We start from the raw sequence: 17,112 nt of genomic DNA on the forward strand, positions 1-17,112 counted from the left end.
GACGCGACCTCATCTCACCCGAACCTCAGACGAGCGCGGGTTCGCGCTCCTGCTCCGGTTCGCGACGGGCCAGGCTCTCGCCCTCGACGTCGACATTGGGCAGGAGCTTGTCCAGCCAGCGCGGCAGCCACCACGCCTTGTCGCCGAGCAGCGCCAGCACCGCCGGGACGATGGTCATGCGGACCACGAAGGCGTCGAAGAACACCGCCGCCGCGAGACCCAGACCCATCATCTTGATCATGGCTTCGCCGCCGCCGATGAAGCCGGAGAACACCGCGATCATGATGGCCGCCGCCGCGACCACCACCCGGGCGCTGTGCTGGAATCCGGTGGCGATGGCGTCCTCGGCGCTCTGGCCGTGCGCGAAGGCTTCTCGCATGCGGGTCACCAGGAAGACCTCGTAGTCCATGGCGAGGCCGAACACCACGCCGATCAGGAAGATCGGCATCATGCTCATGATCGGTCCGGTCTGGTGCACGCCGAGCAGGCTTGCCAGCCAACCCCATTGGAATACGGCCACGATCACGCCGAAGGCCGCGCCGACCGACAGCAGGAACCCGAGCGCCGCCTTGATCGGCACCGCGATGGACCGGAACACCAGCATCAGCAGGATGACCGCCAGCCCGACCACGACCGCCAGATACGGCAGCAGCGCGTCCTGCATCTTCTGCGAGAGATCGATATTCATCGCCGTGGTCCCGGTGACCAGCATGGTCGCGCCGGTCGCGGTCTTCAGCCCGTCGGCCTCGCCGCGCAGCGTGCCCACCAGATCCTTGGTCGCGGTCGCGGCCGGACCGGTCGCCGGAATCGCGGTCAGCATGGCCGTGTCCCCGGCCTGATTGAACATGGCGGGCGTGACGGAGACGACGCCGGGCGTGGCGGCCAAGGTCGCCGCGGCCTGGTCGACGGCGGCCTTCGGGTCGGGTGCGCCCTTGGCGTCGACGACGATCGACAGCGGCCCGTTGAAGCCCGCTCCGAATCCGGCCGCGAGATCGTCGTAGGCGCGGCGTTGTGTCGTCGAGGTCGGCTGCGATTCGTCGCCGGGGATACCGAGTTCGAGGCTGCTCACCGGCAATGCCAGCGCGCCCAGCCCGAGCAGGCCCAATACCAGCACCGCGACCGGTCGCCGGATGACGAACCGGGCCCACCGGGTGCCCATGTTCGGCTTCGCGTCGTGGCGTTCGGGCACCTCGTCGTCGCGCAGGCTCTTGCGGAACGCCTTGGGCAGCACGGCCTTCTGGAAGAACCCGAGCAGCGCGGGCAGCAGGGTCAGCGCGACGGTGACGGCGACGGCGACGGTGCCCGCCGCGGCCAGGCCCATCTTGGTGAGCATCGGAATACCGACCACGGACAGCCCGGCCAGCGCGATGACCACGGTGAGGCCCGCGAAGACCACCGCGGATCCGGCGGTGCCGACCGCACGCCCCGCGGCTTCCTCGGGGCCGTACCCCTCGCGGCGCTCGGTGCGATAGCGCGACACGATGAACAGCGCGTAGTCGATGCCGACCGCGAGCCCGAGCATCATGGCGAGAGTGGTCGTGGTGGTCGACATGCCGATCGCCATGATGGCGGCGATGCCCACCCCGAGCCCGATCAGCGCGGTCAGCAGCGGCAGTCCGGCGGCCGCGACCGCGCCGAAGGTGATCATCAGCACGATCGCCGCGATCACCAGGCCGATCACCTCGGTGGCCCCGCCCATATCGGGCTTGGCCTGCAAAGCCGTGCCGCCGATCTCGACGGTGAGACCGTCGGCCCGACCCTGGTCGACCGCCGAGGTGAGGGCGTTCTTGGTGGTGTCGGTGAGGTCCGCGCTGGTCGCGCCGTAGCTGACGGTCGCGTACGCGGTGGTGCCGTTCTTGCTCACCGCCCCGGTCTGGAAGGGGTCGAGCACGCCCTTCGCTTGGCCGCCGCCCGACGCGTTCGCGATGATCTGCTCGACCTTCGCCTTGTTCGCGTCGGAGGTGATCTGCTGTCCGTCGGGTGCGACGAACACGATACGGGCCTGCGCCCCATCGGATTTGGTGCCCGGGAACCGCTCGCCGAGCAGGTCGAACGCCTGCTGCGATTCGGTGCCGGGTATGGAGAAGGAATCGGGGGGCGGGGTGGGGCCACTGGCCGCGCCGACCACGGCGGCGGCCAGGATGCCCAACCACAGCAGGACGACGAGGCGGCGCTTCTCGAAGGCGAAGCGGCCCACCCGGTACAAGAATTTGGCCATGGTGACCAGGCTCGCCGAGCGGGTCTGTAGTCCACATCGTCGCCGAGGAGGCCGTCGCGAGTACTGCGGATGCAGTACGAGACCGGGTGTCGTACTCGATCGGTACGACACCCGGTCTCGGGGTGCGAGCCCGCGGCCGCCGTCGTGTGGTTGGAATCCGACGGTGGCCGCGAGTATCGGGGGCGCTGGACCCTAGGGCGCGACCGAACCCCAGTCGGCGAAGCCGGTCGGGTCGTGGCGGCCCATGGTGCCGTGCTCGAACAGGCCCCAGCCCTCGGCGTCACCGCAGCGGGCCTTGCCCACGTGATCGATGACACCGAACGGGATACGGCCCGCGATGGCCGGGTCGGTCAGGTCGTAGAGCTTGCTCTCGACCCACTCGCGGCCCTTCCACTGCCCGTGCTGCCAGTCCGGGTCGCCGCCGTAGCCGCAGCCGACATTGAGCGCCATGAAGGTGCCCGCCTCGACCTCGAGTTCCAGGGGCTTGCCCTCGCCGGTGGTGAGGTCCAGGCGCACCTTGGTCGGGATGCGGGTGCCGGGCTTGTAGGTCAGATGCACACGCGGCCAACCCAATTGCTCGACGCGGCCGTCCTTCCACACCCGGGTGGCGTCGTTGAGGGTGCGGAAGCCGTTGGGCTCCTCCTGCACGATGATGATGATCGAGAACTCGTCGAACAGCAGCGGCACGTACAGCCACCAGAAGCCCTCGGACGGTTCGGAGGCCAAGCGACCCGGGTGATCGGATTCGCCGACCGGGCGGATGCCCCAGGAGCGGTCGCGCGAGCCACACCACGCGGACGGGTCCACGGCGATATCGCTGCCGTCGACATTCAGTGTGCCCGACCAGGTTCCGAGCTGCGCGAAGCGCTGCGCGTCGATGATCGGCCGGTGCACGCCGGTGAGAATGGTGTGCGGCTGCTCGGCCACCGCCGGGAAGGAACCCTCCCAGGTGAGGTCGAAGGACAGGTCGTCGTGCTCGCACACCACCCGCAGCTTCTGCAGCGGTTCGACGATCTCGATGCGGAACCCGCCGACCTTCGGCTCCAGGCTGCGCTCGGCGAGCGCGTCGGAGAAGCGCACCGCGCGCTGGGTGTCGCCGCGGCGCACGGTGGCGAAGGCGTCGGTGACGCCGAGGTTCGGGTACACGCCGAACCCGGTCACCAAGAAGGTGTCACTGCCCTTGTCGAGGGCGTTGAAGTAGTTGCGGTCGTAGAAGTTCCGATCGCTGGTCCCGACCCGCGACATGGACAGCGGGGTCTGGTGGATCGGGTATTCGTCGAGCGAGTTGATCTGATTCTGCGTCATCTCTCAATCCCACGAGTAGGTGCCGTCGAGCATGGCTTCCAGCAACTGGCGGTGCATCACGTAGTCGTCGCGGTCGTCGTTGTCGCCCGCCTCGCCGAAGTGGATCATCCGGCGGCGGATCCGGGCCATCACGATGCCGTGCCGCAGCGCGGAATACATGAGGTACCAGTCCATATCGCGCGGCGCGTGCCCCGCGACGTCCTCGTACAGCTTCTCCACGTCCTCGCGCCGCATGTAGTCGGCCAGACCGGGCTGGTCGAAGCGGGTGGCGATGTCCTGGAAGAACCGGTGGATGAAAATGGTCCAGGCGATGTCGAGTTCGCGCGGGCCGATCGCCGCCATCTCCCAGTCCAGCACCGCGACCGGATCGAATTCGTCGAACATGACATTGCCCGGCCGGGCATCGCCCCAGCTGAGCACGTCGGGTCCGGTATCGGTGGGGAAGTTGTCCTCCAGCCACTGGAAGGTGCGCTCCAGCAGCGGAATCCGGTAGCCGTCACGCGCCAGCGCCCAGTCGTACCACGCCTTCTGCGCGTCGAAGTGCCTGCGCAGCGCGGGGCCTTCGCCGTCGAACATCGGAAACCGTTGCGCCGGATCCGGAATCGAATGCACCTTGGCGATGATCTCGACGGTGTGGCGGGTCACCTGATGCCGCTGCTCCGGAGTGGCGTCGTAGAGCCAGCCGAGGAACACGTACGGCGGATTGTCCTCGGGCACACGACCGTTCACCCGCCGCATGACGAAGAACGGTGCGCCCAGCACATTGTCGGTGCCGGTCTCGAGCCACGCCAGCGGCGGCACCGGCAGATCGGTCGCCTCGGCGACCCCGGCGATCACGGCGAATTGCGTTGCCAGATCATAGTTCTCGAATACCGGGAAGGAGTTCGCGTCGGGCGCCAGCCGCGCGACGAAAGAGCCACCGGCCGCTTCGCCCTTTTCGGTCCACTCGGCATCGAAGAGCAGCGTGGTGCTCGACATGCCACCCGCCTGCGGGCGGGTGATCGAGGTGACCCGCGGCTGCTCGTCGGCGTCGACCTTGGTCCCGAGCCACTGCGCGAGTTCGTCCGCGAGTTCGTCGAGATTCTGGTCGGAGACGGTGAGTTCCATCCGCTGGTTGGGATCGGCGTTGGCCGAAGTCATGAGGTCCTCCCTGCACGGGTGTAGCGGTGCGTGTCGCCGGATTCACGGTGCGGGCGAGTTGCCGCTGTGGTAAGCCCGGTCTGCACGTTGAGGGAAATGTAACCCGTTCTAAATGCGTCCGTAAGGGGATCGGGGCGACCTGTTTCACCAGTACCGGTCACCGGGATGCTGGTTGGTCACTCAGGGTTGGTCGTGCTGGTACGTACGCCTCGAGAAGTAGTTCCTATCAGGCATATTCCGGGTCGGCTCAGGGGTGGAACCGGAGGCGCGGAGGGGCCCGGATCCCTAGCGTCGAGGCGTGCAGTCAATCGATATCGCTATCACGGCGGATGACCGGCCCACCGCGCCCGCACGGTCCTGGAATCCGGCCGGGCGCATCCTGTTCCGCTTCGCGTTCCTGTACTTCGGGCTGTTCTGCGTGTTCTATCCGCAACCGCTGTTCGCCTTCCTCGGGCCGCTGACGCGCTGGCTGCCCGACGACTGGTTCCGCTACTGGCTCGACCTGTCCACGCCGCTGGTGAAATGGGTCGGCCACACCGTGTTCCGCACCGATCTGGTCCTGCACGAGACCGGCAGCGGCGATCAGGCCATCCTGTGGGTCCTGGTGTTCTGCGTTCTGGTGATCGCGCTGTCGGGCACGGTGCTGTGGACGCTGCTGGACCGCCGCCGCGGCGACTACCGGCGGCTGTCGGCCTGGTTCCTGCTCTTCATCCGGCTGTGCCTGGCCGGTCAGATGCTGGGATACGGCTTCGCCAAGGCGATTCCGACGCAGATGCCGCAGCCCGCGCTCACCACCCTGCTGACGCCGTTCGGTGATTTCGCGCCCATGGGCGTGCTGTGGACCCAGGTCGGCGTGTCACCCGTGTACGAGAGCCTGCTCGGCGCCGCCGAGGTGCTGGGCGGTCTGCTGTTGCTGCTGCCGCGCACCCGCTTGGCGGGCGTGCTGCTGAGCCTGGTGAGCATGGCGCAGGTGTGGGTGCTGAACATGACCTTCGACGTCCCGGTGAAGCTGCTGTCGTTCCACCTGATGCTGCTGTGCCTGGTCCTGCTGGCACCCGAACTGCCGCGCCTGGCAGCGGTGTTGACGGGCCGTGCCGCCGGTCCCGAGGCCACCCCGCAACCGTTCCACGGCCGCCGGGCGGTGCGCGTCGCCGCCGCGCTCCAGGTGCTGCTCGCGGTCTGGATGTCGGTCGGCGATATCTGGCAGGGCTGGCAGGGCTGGCACGAATACGGTGCCGGGAGCGCGAAATCCGAGCTCTACGGCATCTGGACGGTCACCGACTTCACTCGCGACGGCCAGGCGGTGCCGCCGCTGCTCACCGATGAGACCCGGTGGCGGCGACTGGTCTTCGATCAGCCCAAGGCGGCCGTGGTACAGCGCATGGACGACGAGCTGACCGCCCTCGGCGCGCAGATCGACACCGGCGCACACCGATTGGTGCTGCACTCCGCCAAGTCGGACACCGCCCTGGCGGAGCTTACCTACACGCGGCCGACGCCGAATCGCCTGGTGCTCGACGGTCAGCTGGACGGGCACGCGGTCACCATCGCGCTCGATCAGGTGGATCTCGGCAGCCTTCCCCTGCGGCAGGGCCGCGGCCTGCACCTCATCCAGGAGGACGCGAACTTCGGCAAGGTCATGGGGGAGTGAGGTCGTCGGTCTGGTTGGTCCACAACGGATTCGGCGTCGTGAACTCGCCGCCCGGGGCGAACGCGCGCCGGGCGGCCTCGTCGCCGAGCAGCCGCGCGGCCAGCCAGGCGGTCGGATAGCCGAGGTAGCCGGCGACGCCGGAGGTGCAGGGCCAGGAGGCGTTCGCGCAATCCGGTTGGCCCTGCACATCATTGTGATCCGGCCCGACCAGCGTCCCCCACGCCTTGGGGATTCCGGCGGGCACCGCGTCGTAGTAGGCGTGCTCGGACTCGAGTCCGGCCACCTGCCGGGGCACTGCCTGCTCGGAGGGCGAGATGACGGTGTCGGCCGAACCGTTCACGAAGAACACCGAACCCTGTGTGATCCGGCCGGTGTCCGCGCACGCTCCGGTCAGGCACCAGATCTGCGCGGGCAGTTCGATCGGGATCGCGGTGCGGATGCGGCCGCCGGAATTCGCCATGGCGTTCAGGACACCCGTCGCACCCTGCGAGTGGCCCACCGCCCCAATCGCGTTCGCGTCCAGCCGGTCGTGGAACACGCTGGCCGGATCCGCCGCCAGTGCCAGCAGTTTGTCGACCGCCCCGGCGATGTCGACGCCGGATCCGGTGGCCGCGTTCTCGGTGGCGATCACCACGAATCCCCACGACGCGAAATGCCGCAGCAGGTAGTCGTATTGGCTCGGATGCGCGTTGGTGCCGTCACCCCAGGTGAGGACGGGATGCCGGAACCCGTTGGCGCCCAGGTCGGTCGGATACCAGATGTCGTAGGCCGCGCCGGTGGAGTCGCAGCAGGTGAAGGCGTGTCGCGCGGTCACCGCCCACGGCCCCGGCTGCGAAAAGGTCGATTCCACTGTCGAATCCGCGTGCGCCGCCACCGGCACTCCGAAGACGAACAGCGCGGCGAGCAGGAGACTGCGAATCAGCGCGGCGCAGCGGTTCATAGCTATTGAGCATAAGAACGGTCGGCGGGTTCGCGTCGCAAGACGGCCCGATCTCCTCGCGGGATCGGGCCCACGGTGAAGTTCCTCTCGATCGCACGTCGGTTTGCTGGACGGCCGCCGGGCGATTGCCGGGTGCCGCCGGGCACGCCGTAGGCTCAATCCTTGTGCAGAACGCCTCAGCCACCCCCGATGACCAGCCGGTTCCGGATTCGCAAGCCCCGACCGGTGATCCGAACTACCTGGTCGGCCTCGATCTGAACGGCCGCCGCGTGGTCGTGGTCGGTGGCGGCACGGTCGCACAGCGCCGCCTCGGACTGCTCATCGCCTCCGGCGCGGACGTGCACGTGATCAGCCGCGAGGTGACCCCGGCGGTGGAGGGCATGGCCACCTCCGGACAGCTCACCGTGGAGTTGCGCGCCTACGCCGATGGCGATCTGGACGGCGCCTGGTACGCGATGGCCTGCACCGACGAACCCGAGACCAATGCGGCCGTGGTCGCGGAGGCCACCCGCCGCCGCGTGTTCTGCGTGCGCGCCGACACCGCCCGCCTCGGCACCGCCGTCACCCCGGCGACCGCCCGCTACGACGGCATGACCCTGGGTGTGCTCGCCGGTGGCGCGCACCGTCGTTCGGCCGCCGTGCGCAACGCGCTCCTCGAAGCCCTGCAATCCGGTGTGGTGACCGATGATTCGGCCCCCGTCACCCCCGGCGTGGCCCTGGTCGGCGGCGGCCCCGGCGATCCCGACCTGATCACCGTGCGCGGCCGCCGCCTGCTGGCCCGCGCGAATCTCGTTGTCGCCGACCGCCTCGCGCCGCCGGAGCTGCTGGCCGAACTCGGCCCCGACGTCGAGGTCATCGACGCCGCCAAGATCCCCTACGGCCGCGCCATGGCCCAGGAACATATCAACGCCGCCCTCATCGAGGGCGCGAAGGCGGGCAAGTTCGTCGTCCGCCTCAAGGGCGGCGACAACTACGTCTTCGGCCGCGGCTACGAGGAACTCGAAGCCTGCGTCGACGCGGGCATCCCGGTGACCGTCGTCCCCGGCGTCACCAGCGCCATCTCCGTCCCCGCCCTGGCGGGCATCCCCGTCACCCACCGCGGCGTCACCCACGAATTCGTCGTGGTCAGCGGCCACGTGGCCCCGGATCACCCCGACTCCCTGGTCGACTGGCCCGCCCTGGCCAAACTCCGCGGCACCATCGTCCTACTGATGGCCGTCGAACGCATCGAAAAGTTCGCCGACGCCCTCATGTCCGGCGGCCGCGCCCCCGAAACCCCGGCCACCGTGATCCAGGAAGGCAGCCTCCGCACCCAACGCGTCCTGCGCGCGGATCTCTCCACCATCGCCGAACGCGTCCGCACAGAAGGCATCCGCCCGCCGGCGATCATCGTCATCGGCCCCACCGCCGGCTTCACCGCAGGCGCACCGGACGGCGAGTAACACGAGTTCGGCGCCGAGCGACGACACACTCTTCAGAGGTCCGGCGCAGCCTTTCGGGGCTCCGGCGGCGGCTCTCGGAAGCTCTTCGGTGGGTTATCGGGGGTTCGGGGGCATCGCCCCCGCCTCTCCCCGTGGGGGTGTGGGGGCGCAGCCCCCACGAATGCTCCTGGGGGTTCGGGGGCGAAGCCCCTGAGAGCTTCCGAGAGTTGGCATCTCCACTACAGTGGGCGGGTGCTCGATAACCCCGCTGCGACGATGCAGTATCCGGTAACCAAGCGGGCGTTCGGGCTCGCCATTCTCGTCCTCAGCGGGCTGCAGCTGATGGTCGTGCTCGACGGCACGGTCATGATCTTGGCGCTGCCCCGACTACAGGAGCAGTTGGGCCTGTCCAGTGCGGGCAGCGCGTGGACGGTCACCGCCTACGGGCTCCCGTTCGCGGGGCTGATGCTGCTGGGTGGGCGACTCGGCGACTCGTTCGGCCGCAAGCGGATGCTGATCCTCGGTGTCGCCTTGTTCACGCTCGCCTCGGCCCTGTGCGGTACCGCGCAGAACGAAGCGTGGCTGATCGCCGCCCGCGCCTTGCAGGGCACCGGCGCCGCGATCGCCGCGCCGACCGCGTTCGCGTTGGTGGCCAGCACTTATGCGCCCGGCCCGGCCCGTAACCAGGCCGTGGCCATCTTCGGATCCATGGTCGGCGTCGGCTCGGTCGGCGGTCTGGTCATCGGTGGCGCGCTCACCCAGGTCGACTGGCGCTGGATCTTCTGGATCAATGTGCCGATCGGCGCGCTCATCGTGTGGGGCGCGATCTACCAGCTCCGCGACACCGAGCACCACCGCATGTCGATGGACGTGCGCGGCGCGATCCTGGGCACGCTCGCGTGTGTGTCGATCGTGTTCGGCGCGACCGAGGGACCCGAAATGGGTTGGAACTCTCCGGTCATCCTCGGCACCCTGATCGGCGGCTTCGTCCTGCTGCTCGTGTTCGTCTTCGCCGAGCGCGACGTGAAGAACCCGCTGCTGCCGTGGTCGCTGTTCGACAGCCGCGATCGCGTGATCACCTTCGCCGCCATCTTCCTGGCCTCCGGCGTGCTCGGCGCGACCACCTTCTTCGTGGCCCAGTTCCTGCAGAACGTCTTGCGCTACAGCCCTTTGCAGGCCGGTCTGGCCAGCATCCCGTTCACCCTCGGCGCGGGCGTCGGCACGGCGGTGGCGTCCAAGGCGTGCATGTACGTCAAGGCGCGCTGGCTGCTGCTGGCCGCGGCGGCGGTGCTGTCGGGTGCGCTGTATTTCGGTTCCACCCTGGACAGTTCGGCCGATTACTTCCCGACGCTGCTGGTCATGATGTCGATCGTCGGCTTCTGTATCGGCGTCGCCATCGTGATCCTGCCGCTGTGCGTGCTGGTCGGCGTGGATATGGCCCATATCGGCCCGCTGTCGGCGGTCGGGCAGATGTTCATGAACATGGGCACCCCGTTCGCGGTCGGCATCCTGAGCCCGGTTGCCCTGTCGCGCACGCTGTCGCTGGACAAGAGCGCGAAGGGCAAGGTGAGCGAGATGTCGCAGCACGCGATCGACGCGCTCGGCCACGGCTACACCTTCGTCCTGCTGGTGTGCGCCCTCGGCACCGCCATCATGGGCCTGCTCGCCCTGACCCTGCGCTACACCCCCGCCCAACTGGCCCAAGCCCAGCACGCCCAGGACGAGGCTCAAAAGAACTAGGGTGCCGGCAGCGAGGTGACCGCGATCGCCGATTCGGACAGACTGCCCAGGTAGATCTTTCCGTCCTGTTCGGCGACCCCGGTGACCATGGCGTAGTCGGTCCCCTCGCGTTGCAGGTCGTGCACCAGCCTGCCGTCGAAGTCGAACGCCTGCACCCACACGGTGCGCGCCGGTTTCGGTTGCAGGCGTTCGGGAATCGCCCACACCAGCTGCCGCAGCACACCGGGCAGCGGAAGCAGGGTGTCCAGCAATGGATTTCGCGGGGTCACCAACGCCACCCAGATCAGCCCGTCGCTGCCGAGGCCCATATTGTCGGGGAAGCCGGGCAGGTTCTCGGTGAAGTAGTCGTGGGTGCCCGCCTTCGGCCCGCTCAGCCAGTAGCGCGTGATGCTGTAGCCGCCGGTCTCGGCGACCAGCACGCACGAGCGGTCCGGGGCCAGCATGATGCCATTGGCGAATTTCAGTCCGTCGACAAGCGTTTCGACGCTGCCGTCCGGATTGCGGCGCAGCAGCCGCCCGGTCTCGGAGTGCTCGATCATGTCGCCCATGTACCGCTCGAGCTTCCAATGCCGGGTCGACTCGGAGAAGTAGATCGTGTCGCCGTCGGCGACCACATTGCTGGTGAAGTTCAACGGCACCCCGTCCACCTCGGACACCAGCACCTCGAACTGCCCGCCCGGCTTGTCCAGCCGCAGCAGCCCGCGGTCGGCGTCGCAGATCAGCAGTGACCCATCGGGATTCGCGTGCAGCCCGAGCGGCCGTCCGCCGGTGTGCCCGATCCGCTCGACCGCCCCGTCGCGCGGATCCACCGCCACCAGCGTGCCGTCGGCGAGTCCGGAGATGACCCTGCCGTCGGCGGCGACCACGACATCCTCCGGACCCGTGCCGGGCACGTCGATCCGCCGCGGCGGCGGCATCGGGGGTTCGCTGTGGCTGGCGTGGGCGCGCGGCGTCGCCTTGGGCGGCGTCCAGCGGCGGGGGTGCATCGACATGTCCCAATTCAACCGCTTCGTACCGTTCCGCCGGGCGTCAACAGATGTTGGCCTACACTCGTAGGCATGAATGTGGAGTCGACTCCCCGGCGTTCGGACGCCACCCGGGCCGCCATTCTGGAGGCCGCCCGCCACCGCTTCGCCGAGGACGGCTATCGGAAGGCGACGATTCGCGCCATCGCCGCCGACGCCGGCATCGATCCCTCGATGGTGATGCGCTACTACGGCAACAAGGACGGATTGTTCGACGCCGCACTGGATGTCGACCTGGAACTGCCGGATCTGGCCGCGGCGGACCCGGATTCGCTGGGCGCGCTGCTGGCCGGTCGTTTTCTGGAGCTGTGGGAGCAGCCGCCGACCAGCGCCATCCTGCTCACCCTGATGCGGTCGGCGGTGACCGACGAGGAGGTGCACGAGCGGATGCGCGGCGTCTTCACCGGTCAGCTCATGCCCGCCGTGCTGCGCTTCGGTGATCCGGCGGACGCGCCGCGCCGGGCAGGTTTGATCGCCACCCAGATCCTGGGACTCGCGCTGTGCCGCTACGTCCTGCGACTGCCCCCGGTGGTGGCGCTCACCCACGAGCAGGTGGTGGCCGATATCGGGCCGACCATTCAGCGCTACCTCACCCTCGGTCCCGCCTGAGCCGTCACCGTGGCGAAAACCACCGTGCCGAAGGGGTTTTCTCCGGACCGAAGTTCGGTCACACTGCCCCGATGGGGAATAGCCTGCACGCGGATCTGCTGGACCGTTGGACGAAATTGGCCGGGCCGCAAGCACGCACGGTGGGCGAGGATCTGGTCCGCCGCTACAGCGAGCCGCACCGCCGCTATCACACCGTCGAGCACCTGGCCGCCATGCTCACGGTGATCGACGACCTCGCCGCCGACGCCGACGACCTGGACGCCGTCCGCTACGCCGCCTTCTTCCACGACGCCGTCTACGCCATGGACGGCGGCGACAACGAGGAGGCCAGCGCCCGCCTGGCCGAAACCACCCTGCCCGCACTGGGTGTCGACGCGGCCACGATCGCCGAGGTGGCCCGCCTGGTCCGCCTCACCGGCGGCCACCACCCCGACCCCGCCGACCGCAACGGCGCCGTCCTCTGCGACGCCGACCTCGCCATCCTCGCCGCCGACCCGGCCACCTACGCCGCCTACGCCGACAACGTCCGCGCCGAATACGCCCACGTCCCCGACAACCTCTTCCGCCCCGGCCGCGCCGCGGTGCTCAAGGCCCTGGCCGAACAGCCGGACCTGTTCCGCACCCCGATCGCGCGGGCGCGCTACGAATCCGCCGCCCGTGTGAACCTCTCCGCCGAAATCGCCTCCCTCACAACCGATTAGCCGCCGGAGCGCATCTCCCGGTCATCCCGGCGTGCTTTTGGCCGGGATCCAACGCGGGCTAACGAGTCCCGTACTTGTAGGTCTGTTTGCGGAGTTTCAGGTACACCATGATTTCGGCGTGCCGGACTCCGGCCAGGCCGCGAATCCGGTTGGAGACCAGGTCGAGTAGGGCTTCGTCGTCGGGGCAGACGGCTTCGCAGAGGATGTCGTAGCGGCCCGCGCAGACCACTACGTAGTTGATCTCCTCGATGGCGGCGAGGGTGTCGGCTACCGGCTGCACCGGGCCGTCGACGGTGATGGCGATCATGGCCTGGCGGAAGAGGCCGACCTGGAGGGGGTCGGTGACGGCCACGATCTGGATGACTCCGGCGTCGGCGAGCTTCTGTACGCGCTGGCGGACGGCCGCTTCCGAGAGCCCGACCGTTTTGCCGATGGTGGCGTAGGCCCGCCGCCCGTCCTCCTGGAGTTCGGCGATGATCCGCTTGGAGATGTCGTCGAGATTGGGCGCTCCCCGGGTCTGATCGGTCACGGGAGATCATCCTTCCGGATGGGCACGGTACGTTGGATGGCACGCCGAATCCGGCGCTTTCGGTCCGACAAGGATGATCTCCCGTGAAGTACGTTCCGCGCGCGGTTCTGTTCCTCGTGATTCCCGCGCTCCTGTTCGCCCTGCCGTGGTGGCTGCTGGTGTACACCACCCTGTCGGGCCCCGCGTTCTGGCTGGGCACCGCGGTGTTCGCGCTCGGCTATCTGGCGCTGCCCGCGGGCATGCTGCTCGGGCACGGCCCCCGGCAGTCGGATGCCGCGTCCCTGATCGGCGACACGCTGCTGGGCGTGATGTGGGTGGGGTTCACCTGGTCGGCGATCGGCGCGCTGGTGCGCGGGGTGCTCGCGGTCGCGGGCGTGGACGATCCGGCCCGCTCGCGCGTCGTGGCGGTCGGGGTGCTGGCGGTCTGGGCGGTGCTCACCGCGTACGCGATCTACGAGGCGCGGCGCTTGCCGCGGGTGCGCACGGTCGAGGTCGACATTCCGAATCTCGGTGCGGGATTGGACGGTCTGCGCCTGGTCGTGGTCACCGACACGCATTTCGCCGCGACGGATCGGCTGCGCTGGTCGGAGCGGGTGGTCGACGAGGTCAACGCGCAGCGCCCCGATATCGCCTGCCACGCGGGCGATATCGCCGACGGTTCGGTGGCCGCGCGCAAGGCGCAGGTGGATCCGCTGGGCAAGGTCGAGGCCGAGTACGGCCGCTACTACATCACCGGCAACCACGAGTACTTCGGTGACGCCCCCGGCTGGATCGACCACATGTCCGGGCTGGGCTGGCGGCCGCTGCGCAACGAACACCAGGTCATCACCCGCAACGGTGACAGCCTGGTGCTCGCGGGCATCGACGACCCCACCGGCGCGGCCCTGCCCGGCCACGGCCCCGACATCCGCACCGCCCTGGCCGGAGCCGATCCGGCGCTGCCGGTGGTCCTGCTGGCGCATCAGCCCAAGCAGGTCACCGACGCGGTCTCCGCCGGTGTGGCCCTGCAGATTTCGGGCCACACCCACGGCGGCCAGATCTGGCCGTTCCGCTACCTGGTCCGCCTCGACCAGCCGGTGGTGGCGGGCCTGTCGCGCCACGGCGAGCACACCCAGCTCTACACCAGCCGCGGCACCGGCTTCTGGGGTCCGCAGCTGCGCCTGTTCGCCCCCAGTGAGATCACCGTCCTGATCCTGCGCGCGACCGTGTGATCGTGTGTCGCAACCTGTTTCGCTCAGCTGTCGAACCCCAATCCGGTGTAGTCGAGGGTCTTGAGCCACAGGTTGCGCCGCCCCTGGTGGGCGTCGGCGCGGGCCAGCGACCACCGGGTGAGGTGAATTCCCGCGGAGCGCAACGGTTCCGGGGGCAGCGGCAGCGGGCGGGAGCGCACCAGGCGCAGGCGGGTGCGTTCGGTGTCGAGGTTCCAGAGCCGGTCGAGCATGACCTCCGCGCCGAAGCGGGTCGCGCCCACGCCGAGGCCGGTGTACCCGGCGGCGTAGACGAGTTTGCCCTTGTAGGCCGAGCCGAAGAAGGCGCAGAAGCGCCCGCAGGTGTCGATGACCCCGCCCCACCGGTGGGTGAAGCGCAGCCCGTCGAGTTGCGGGAAGGTCTGGAAGAAGTGCGCCGCCAGGGTTTCGAAGGTGGCCTCGTTGTGCTCGAGGGTCGGGGCGATGCGGTTGCCGAAGTGGTAGATCGCGTCGTAGCCGCCGAACAGGATGCGATTGTCGCTGGTCAGCCGGTAGTAGTGGAACCGGTAGGAGGCGTCGCCGAGACCCATGCGGGTGTGCCAGCCGATGCTGTCGAGCTGTTCGGCGGTCAGCGGTTCGGTCATCAGCGCGTAGTCGTAGACGGGCACCACATGGCGTGACACCTTGGGCAGCGGTCCCGCGAAAGCGCTGGTGCACAACGCGACCCGGGGCGCGCGCAGCTCACCGTGCGGGGTGTGCAGGGTCAGCGTGCCCGCGCAGGATTTCGAAATGCGTTGCACGGGAGTGCCTTCGTAGATGCGCACGCCCGCCTCGAGGCAGGCCCGCCGCAATCCCCACGCCAGTCGCGCGGGATCGAGCATGGCGACCCCGTCGCGATCCCACCACCCGCCCAGATACGTGGGGGAGTGCACCATGCCCTGCACCTGCCCGGCGTCCAGCAATTCGGTGCGGTAGCCCAGTGATTCGGCCGCGTCGTGACTTTCGCGCAGCCAGTCGATCTCGTGCGGCGCGGTGGCGACCTCCATCTCGCCGGTGCGCTCGAAGTCGCAGTCGATGCCGTAGCGGAGGATGGCCTTCTCGATATCGTCGAGGTTGGAGCGGCCGAGGCGCTCGAGTTGGTCGATCTCGTCGGGGAAGCGTTCCAGGCCGTTGGCCAGGCCGTGGGTGAGGCTGGCGGAGCAGAATCCGCCGTTGCGGCCGGAGGCGGCGTGCCCGCACAGCCCGGATTCCAGCAGCACCACGTCGGTGCCGGGATTGCGTTCCTTGGCCAGCAATGCGGTCCACAGTCCGCTGTAGCCGCCGCCGATGACGGCCAGATCCGCCGCGGTGGCGGTGGTCAGTGGATCGGTGGGGGCCGGCCGTTCGGGCCGGTCGGTCCAGTACGGCGTCGGCGCTGCATCTCTGAGTGCCGACGCCGACAGTTTGCTTCCTTTGGCCGACATGGCCGATCAACTCCTTCTCCGGGGATGGTTGTGCCATCCGTGTGTGTGAAATGTGAAAACCCCGACCCGGGTATGCCAAAAGACCGCCGGTCGGTCCACGAATGGACGACCGGCGGTCGAGGGGGGTTTCAGCTGGTGGCGGCGCGATCGTCGCAGCGGCGGCGCATGCGCAGCTGCCCGGCGATATTCATGGCTGCGTGCTGCAGCCTCGGGTCCAACCCGGCGGTGCGGGTTTCCACGGTCAACCACCTCAGAACATGACGTGTGCCGTGAGGATAGCCCATGTCCGGACGGAATACCGGAACCGGGACCGACCGTGTCGACGCCGTTACCCGGCCGATAGCGGGCTGGTTGTCAGTCCATGCCGCGGCGGCCCGGAGTCCAGAACGGCTTGGTGTGGATTGCGCGGCGCGGCCAATGCCGCTCGTGGACGAGGTGTTTCACGATCATCTGGATGGTGCGCGCCTCCCCGGCGATATAGGCCGCGCCCGGGGTCGGCGGCAGCTCCAGCGCGTGGACCGCGTCCACCAGGATTTCCGAACGAGCGGCCGATGCCGATCCGCGCAGCGGGTGGGTCAACTCGGCCGACCGGGGCAGCGGCAGGCGATCCGCGGCGGTCGCCGTTTCGATCGCGCCGTAGACGGCGACCTCCGCGGGCACCGCCCCGAGCATGGCCCCGAGCGCGACCGAGGCGGTCTCCTCACCGGCGAACAGGAGATAGGGCGCGCCGGGACGCAGGGTGAAGGACCCTTCGGGTCCGCGGAATCGAACCCGTTGGCCGACAACGGCATTGCGCGCCCAGCGGGCTCCCGGCCCCTCGCCGTGATCGAGCACGCACAGGTCCAGTTCGCCGTTGTCGCGATCGAAACGCCACACCGAGTACGTGCGCAGGTCACCGACCCGCGCCAGTACGCCGTCGGCCGCGCTGTCGCCGGTCGCGACCCGGACGTGCTGCCCGGGCTGCCAATCCGATTGCCGCAGCGCCTGGCCGGTGATGCGAATCCGGTGTGCGCGGGCGGTGATTCGCTCGATTTCCGAGATCAGTCCCGTGGTGAAGAACTGGTCCAGGAGCAGATCGCTCAAGTCGCGCGATCGACGGACCGCGACACCCTCCGGTGTCGATTTGCCACTGTTTGTCATGGGAATACCTTCGATTCGCAATTTAGTGGTGCTTCAGCAGATG

Annotated in this window: 14 protein-coding genes; 6 read left to right on the plus strand and 8 right to left on the minus strand. The window is 68.8% G+C overall.

Annotated features, from left to right (window positions below; all coding sequences use genetic code 11):
* Nucleotides 1-25: 25 nt before the first annotated feature.
* The 3 genes from ACWELQ_RS13980 to ACWELQ_RS13990 form a co-directional block, all read right to left on the minus strand.
* On the minus strand, nt 26-2,218 hold the full coding sequence (locus tag ACWELQ_RS13980) for an MMPL family transporter (protein WP_452397421.1): 2,193 nt from the start codon (nt 2,216-2,218) through the stop codon (nt 26-28).
* Nucleotides 2,219-2,410: 192 nt separating this feature from the next.
* Complete coding sequence (locus ACWELQ_RS13985; RefSeq protein WP_452397422.1) at nt 2,411-3,523, minus strand: hypothetical protein; 1,113 nt, start codon at nt 3,521-3,523, stop codon at nt 2,411-2,413.
* A 3-nt stretch (nt 3,524-3,526) separates the two neighbouring features.
* Nucleotides 3,527-4,663 (minus strand): phosphotransferase family protein, encoded by a 1,137-nt coding sequence (locus ACWELQ_RS13990; protein WP_452397423.1) that lies wholly within the window; start codon nt 4,661-4,663, stop codon nt 3,527-3,529.
* A 298-nt stretch (nt 4,664-4,961) separates the two neighbouring features.
* Here ACWELQ_RS13990 and ACWELQ_RS13995 point away from each other — a divergent pair, with 298 nt between their 5' ends.
* Nucleotides 4,962-6,314 carry a DoxX family protein gene (locus ACWELQ_RS13995; protein ID WP_452397424.1) on the plus strand — a complete coding sequence of 451 codons (1,353 nt, stop codon included), beginning with the start codon at nt 4,962-4,964 and terminating at the stop codon, nt 6,312-6,314.
* Here ACWELQ_RS13995 and ACWELQ_RS14000 read toward each other — a convergent pair.
* The gene (locus tag ACWELQ_RS14000) at nt 6,301-7,254 is read right to left on the minus strand and encodes a poly(ethylene terephthalate) hydrolase family protein (protein ID WP_452397425.1); all 954 of its coding nucleotides are present in this window, start codon (nt 7,252-7,254) and stop codon (nt 6,301-6,303) included. The genes ACWELQ_RS13995 and ACWELQ_RS14000 overlap by 14 nt on opposite strands.
* A 239-nt stretch (nt 7,255-7,493) precedes the next feature.
* Between ACWELQ_RS14000 and cobA the strand changes: the two genes are divergently transcribed.
* Complete coding sequence (gene cobA / locus ACWELQ_RS14005; RefSeq protein WP_452397434.1) at nt 7,494-8,696, plus strand: uroporphyrinogen-III C-methyltransferase; 1,203 nt, start codon at nt 7,494-7,496, stop codon at nt 8,694-8,696.
* A 231-nt stretch (nt 8,697-8,927) separates the two neighbouring features.
* Nucleotides 8,928-10,415 (plus strand): MFS transporter, encoded by a 1,488-nt coding sequence (locus ACWELQ_RS14010; RefSeq protein WP_452397426.1) that lies wholly within the window; start codon nt 8,928-8,930, stop codon nt 10,413-10,415.
* Here ACWELQ_RS14010 and ACWELQ_RS14015 read toward each other — a convergent pair.
* Nucleotides 10,412-11,407, minus strand: coding sequence for an SMP-30/gluconolactonase/LRE family protein (locus tag ACWELQ_RS14015; RefSeq protein WP_452397427.1), 996 nt, complete (start codon nt 11,405-11,407; stop codon nt 10,412-10,414). The two genes, ACWELQ_RS14010 and ACWELQ_RS14015, sit on opposite strands and share 4 nt — an antisense overlap.
* Before the next feature lie 66 nt (nt 11,408-11,473).
* Between ACWELQ_RS14015 and ACWELQ_RS14020 the strand changes: the two genes are divergently transcribed.
* On the plus strand, nt 11,474-12,049 hold the full coding sequence (locus ACWELQ_RS14020; protein ID WP_452397428.1) for a TetR/AcrR family transcriptional regulator: 576 nt from the start codon (nt 11,474-11,476) through the stop codon (nt 12,047-12,049).
* Nucleotides 12,050-12,120: 71 nt separating this feature from the next.
* Nucleotides 12,121-12,750, plus strand: coding sequence for an HD domain-containing protein (locus ACWELQ_RS14025; protein ID WP_452397429.1), 630 nt, complete (start codon nt 12,121-12,123; stop codon nt 12,748-12,750).
* Between the two features lie 58 nt (nt 12,751-12,808).
* On the opposite strand, the gene ACWELQ_RS14030 is transcribed toward ACWELQ_RS14025, so the two are convergent.
* On the minus strand, nt 12,809-13,279 hold the full coding sequence (locus ACWELQ_RS14030) for an Lrp/AsnC family transcriptional regulator (protein WP_452397430.1): 471 nt from the start codon (nt 13,277-13,279) through the stop codon (nt 12,809-12,811).
* An 83-nt stretch (nt 13,280-13,362) separates the two neighbouring features.
* Here ACWELQ_RS14030 and ACWELQ_RS14035 point away from each other — a divergent pair, with 83 nt between their 5' ends.
* Nucleotides 13,363-14,490: a metallophosphoesterase gene (locus ACWELQ_RS14035; RefSeq protein ID WP_452397431.1), complete on the plus strand. Its 1,128-nt coding sequence runs from the start codon at nt 13,363-13,365 to the stop codon at nt 14,488-14,490.
* A gap of 23 nt (nt 14,491-14,513) precedes the next feature.
* Here the strand turns inward: ACWELQ_RS14035 and ACWELQ_RS14040 are convergent, their stop codons facing one another.
* Complete coding sequence (locus ACWELQ_RS14040) at nt 14,514-15,929, minus strand: NAD(P)/FAD-dependent oxidoreductase (protein WP_452397432.1); 1,416 nt, start codon at nt 15,927-15,929, stop codon at nt 14,514-14,516.
* A 354-nt stretch (nt 15,930-16,283) separates the two neighbouring features.
* Nucleotides 16,284-17,069, minus strand: a complete 786-nt coding sequence (locus ACWELQ_RS14045) for a siderophore-interacting protein (RefSeq protein WP_452397433.1) — start codon at nt 17,067-17,069, stop codon at nt 16,284-16,286.
* Nucleotides 17,070-17,112 lie beyond the last annotated feature (43 nt).

This window comes from Nocardia sp. NPDC004722 (assembly GCF_053601505.1).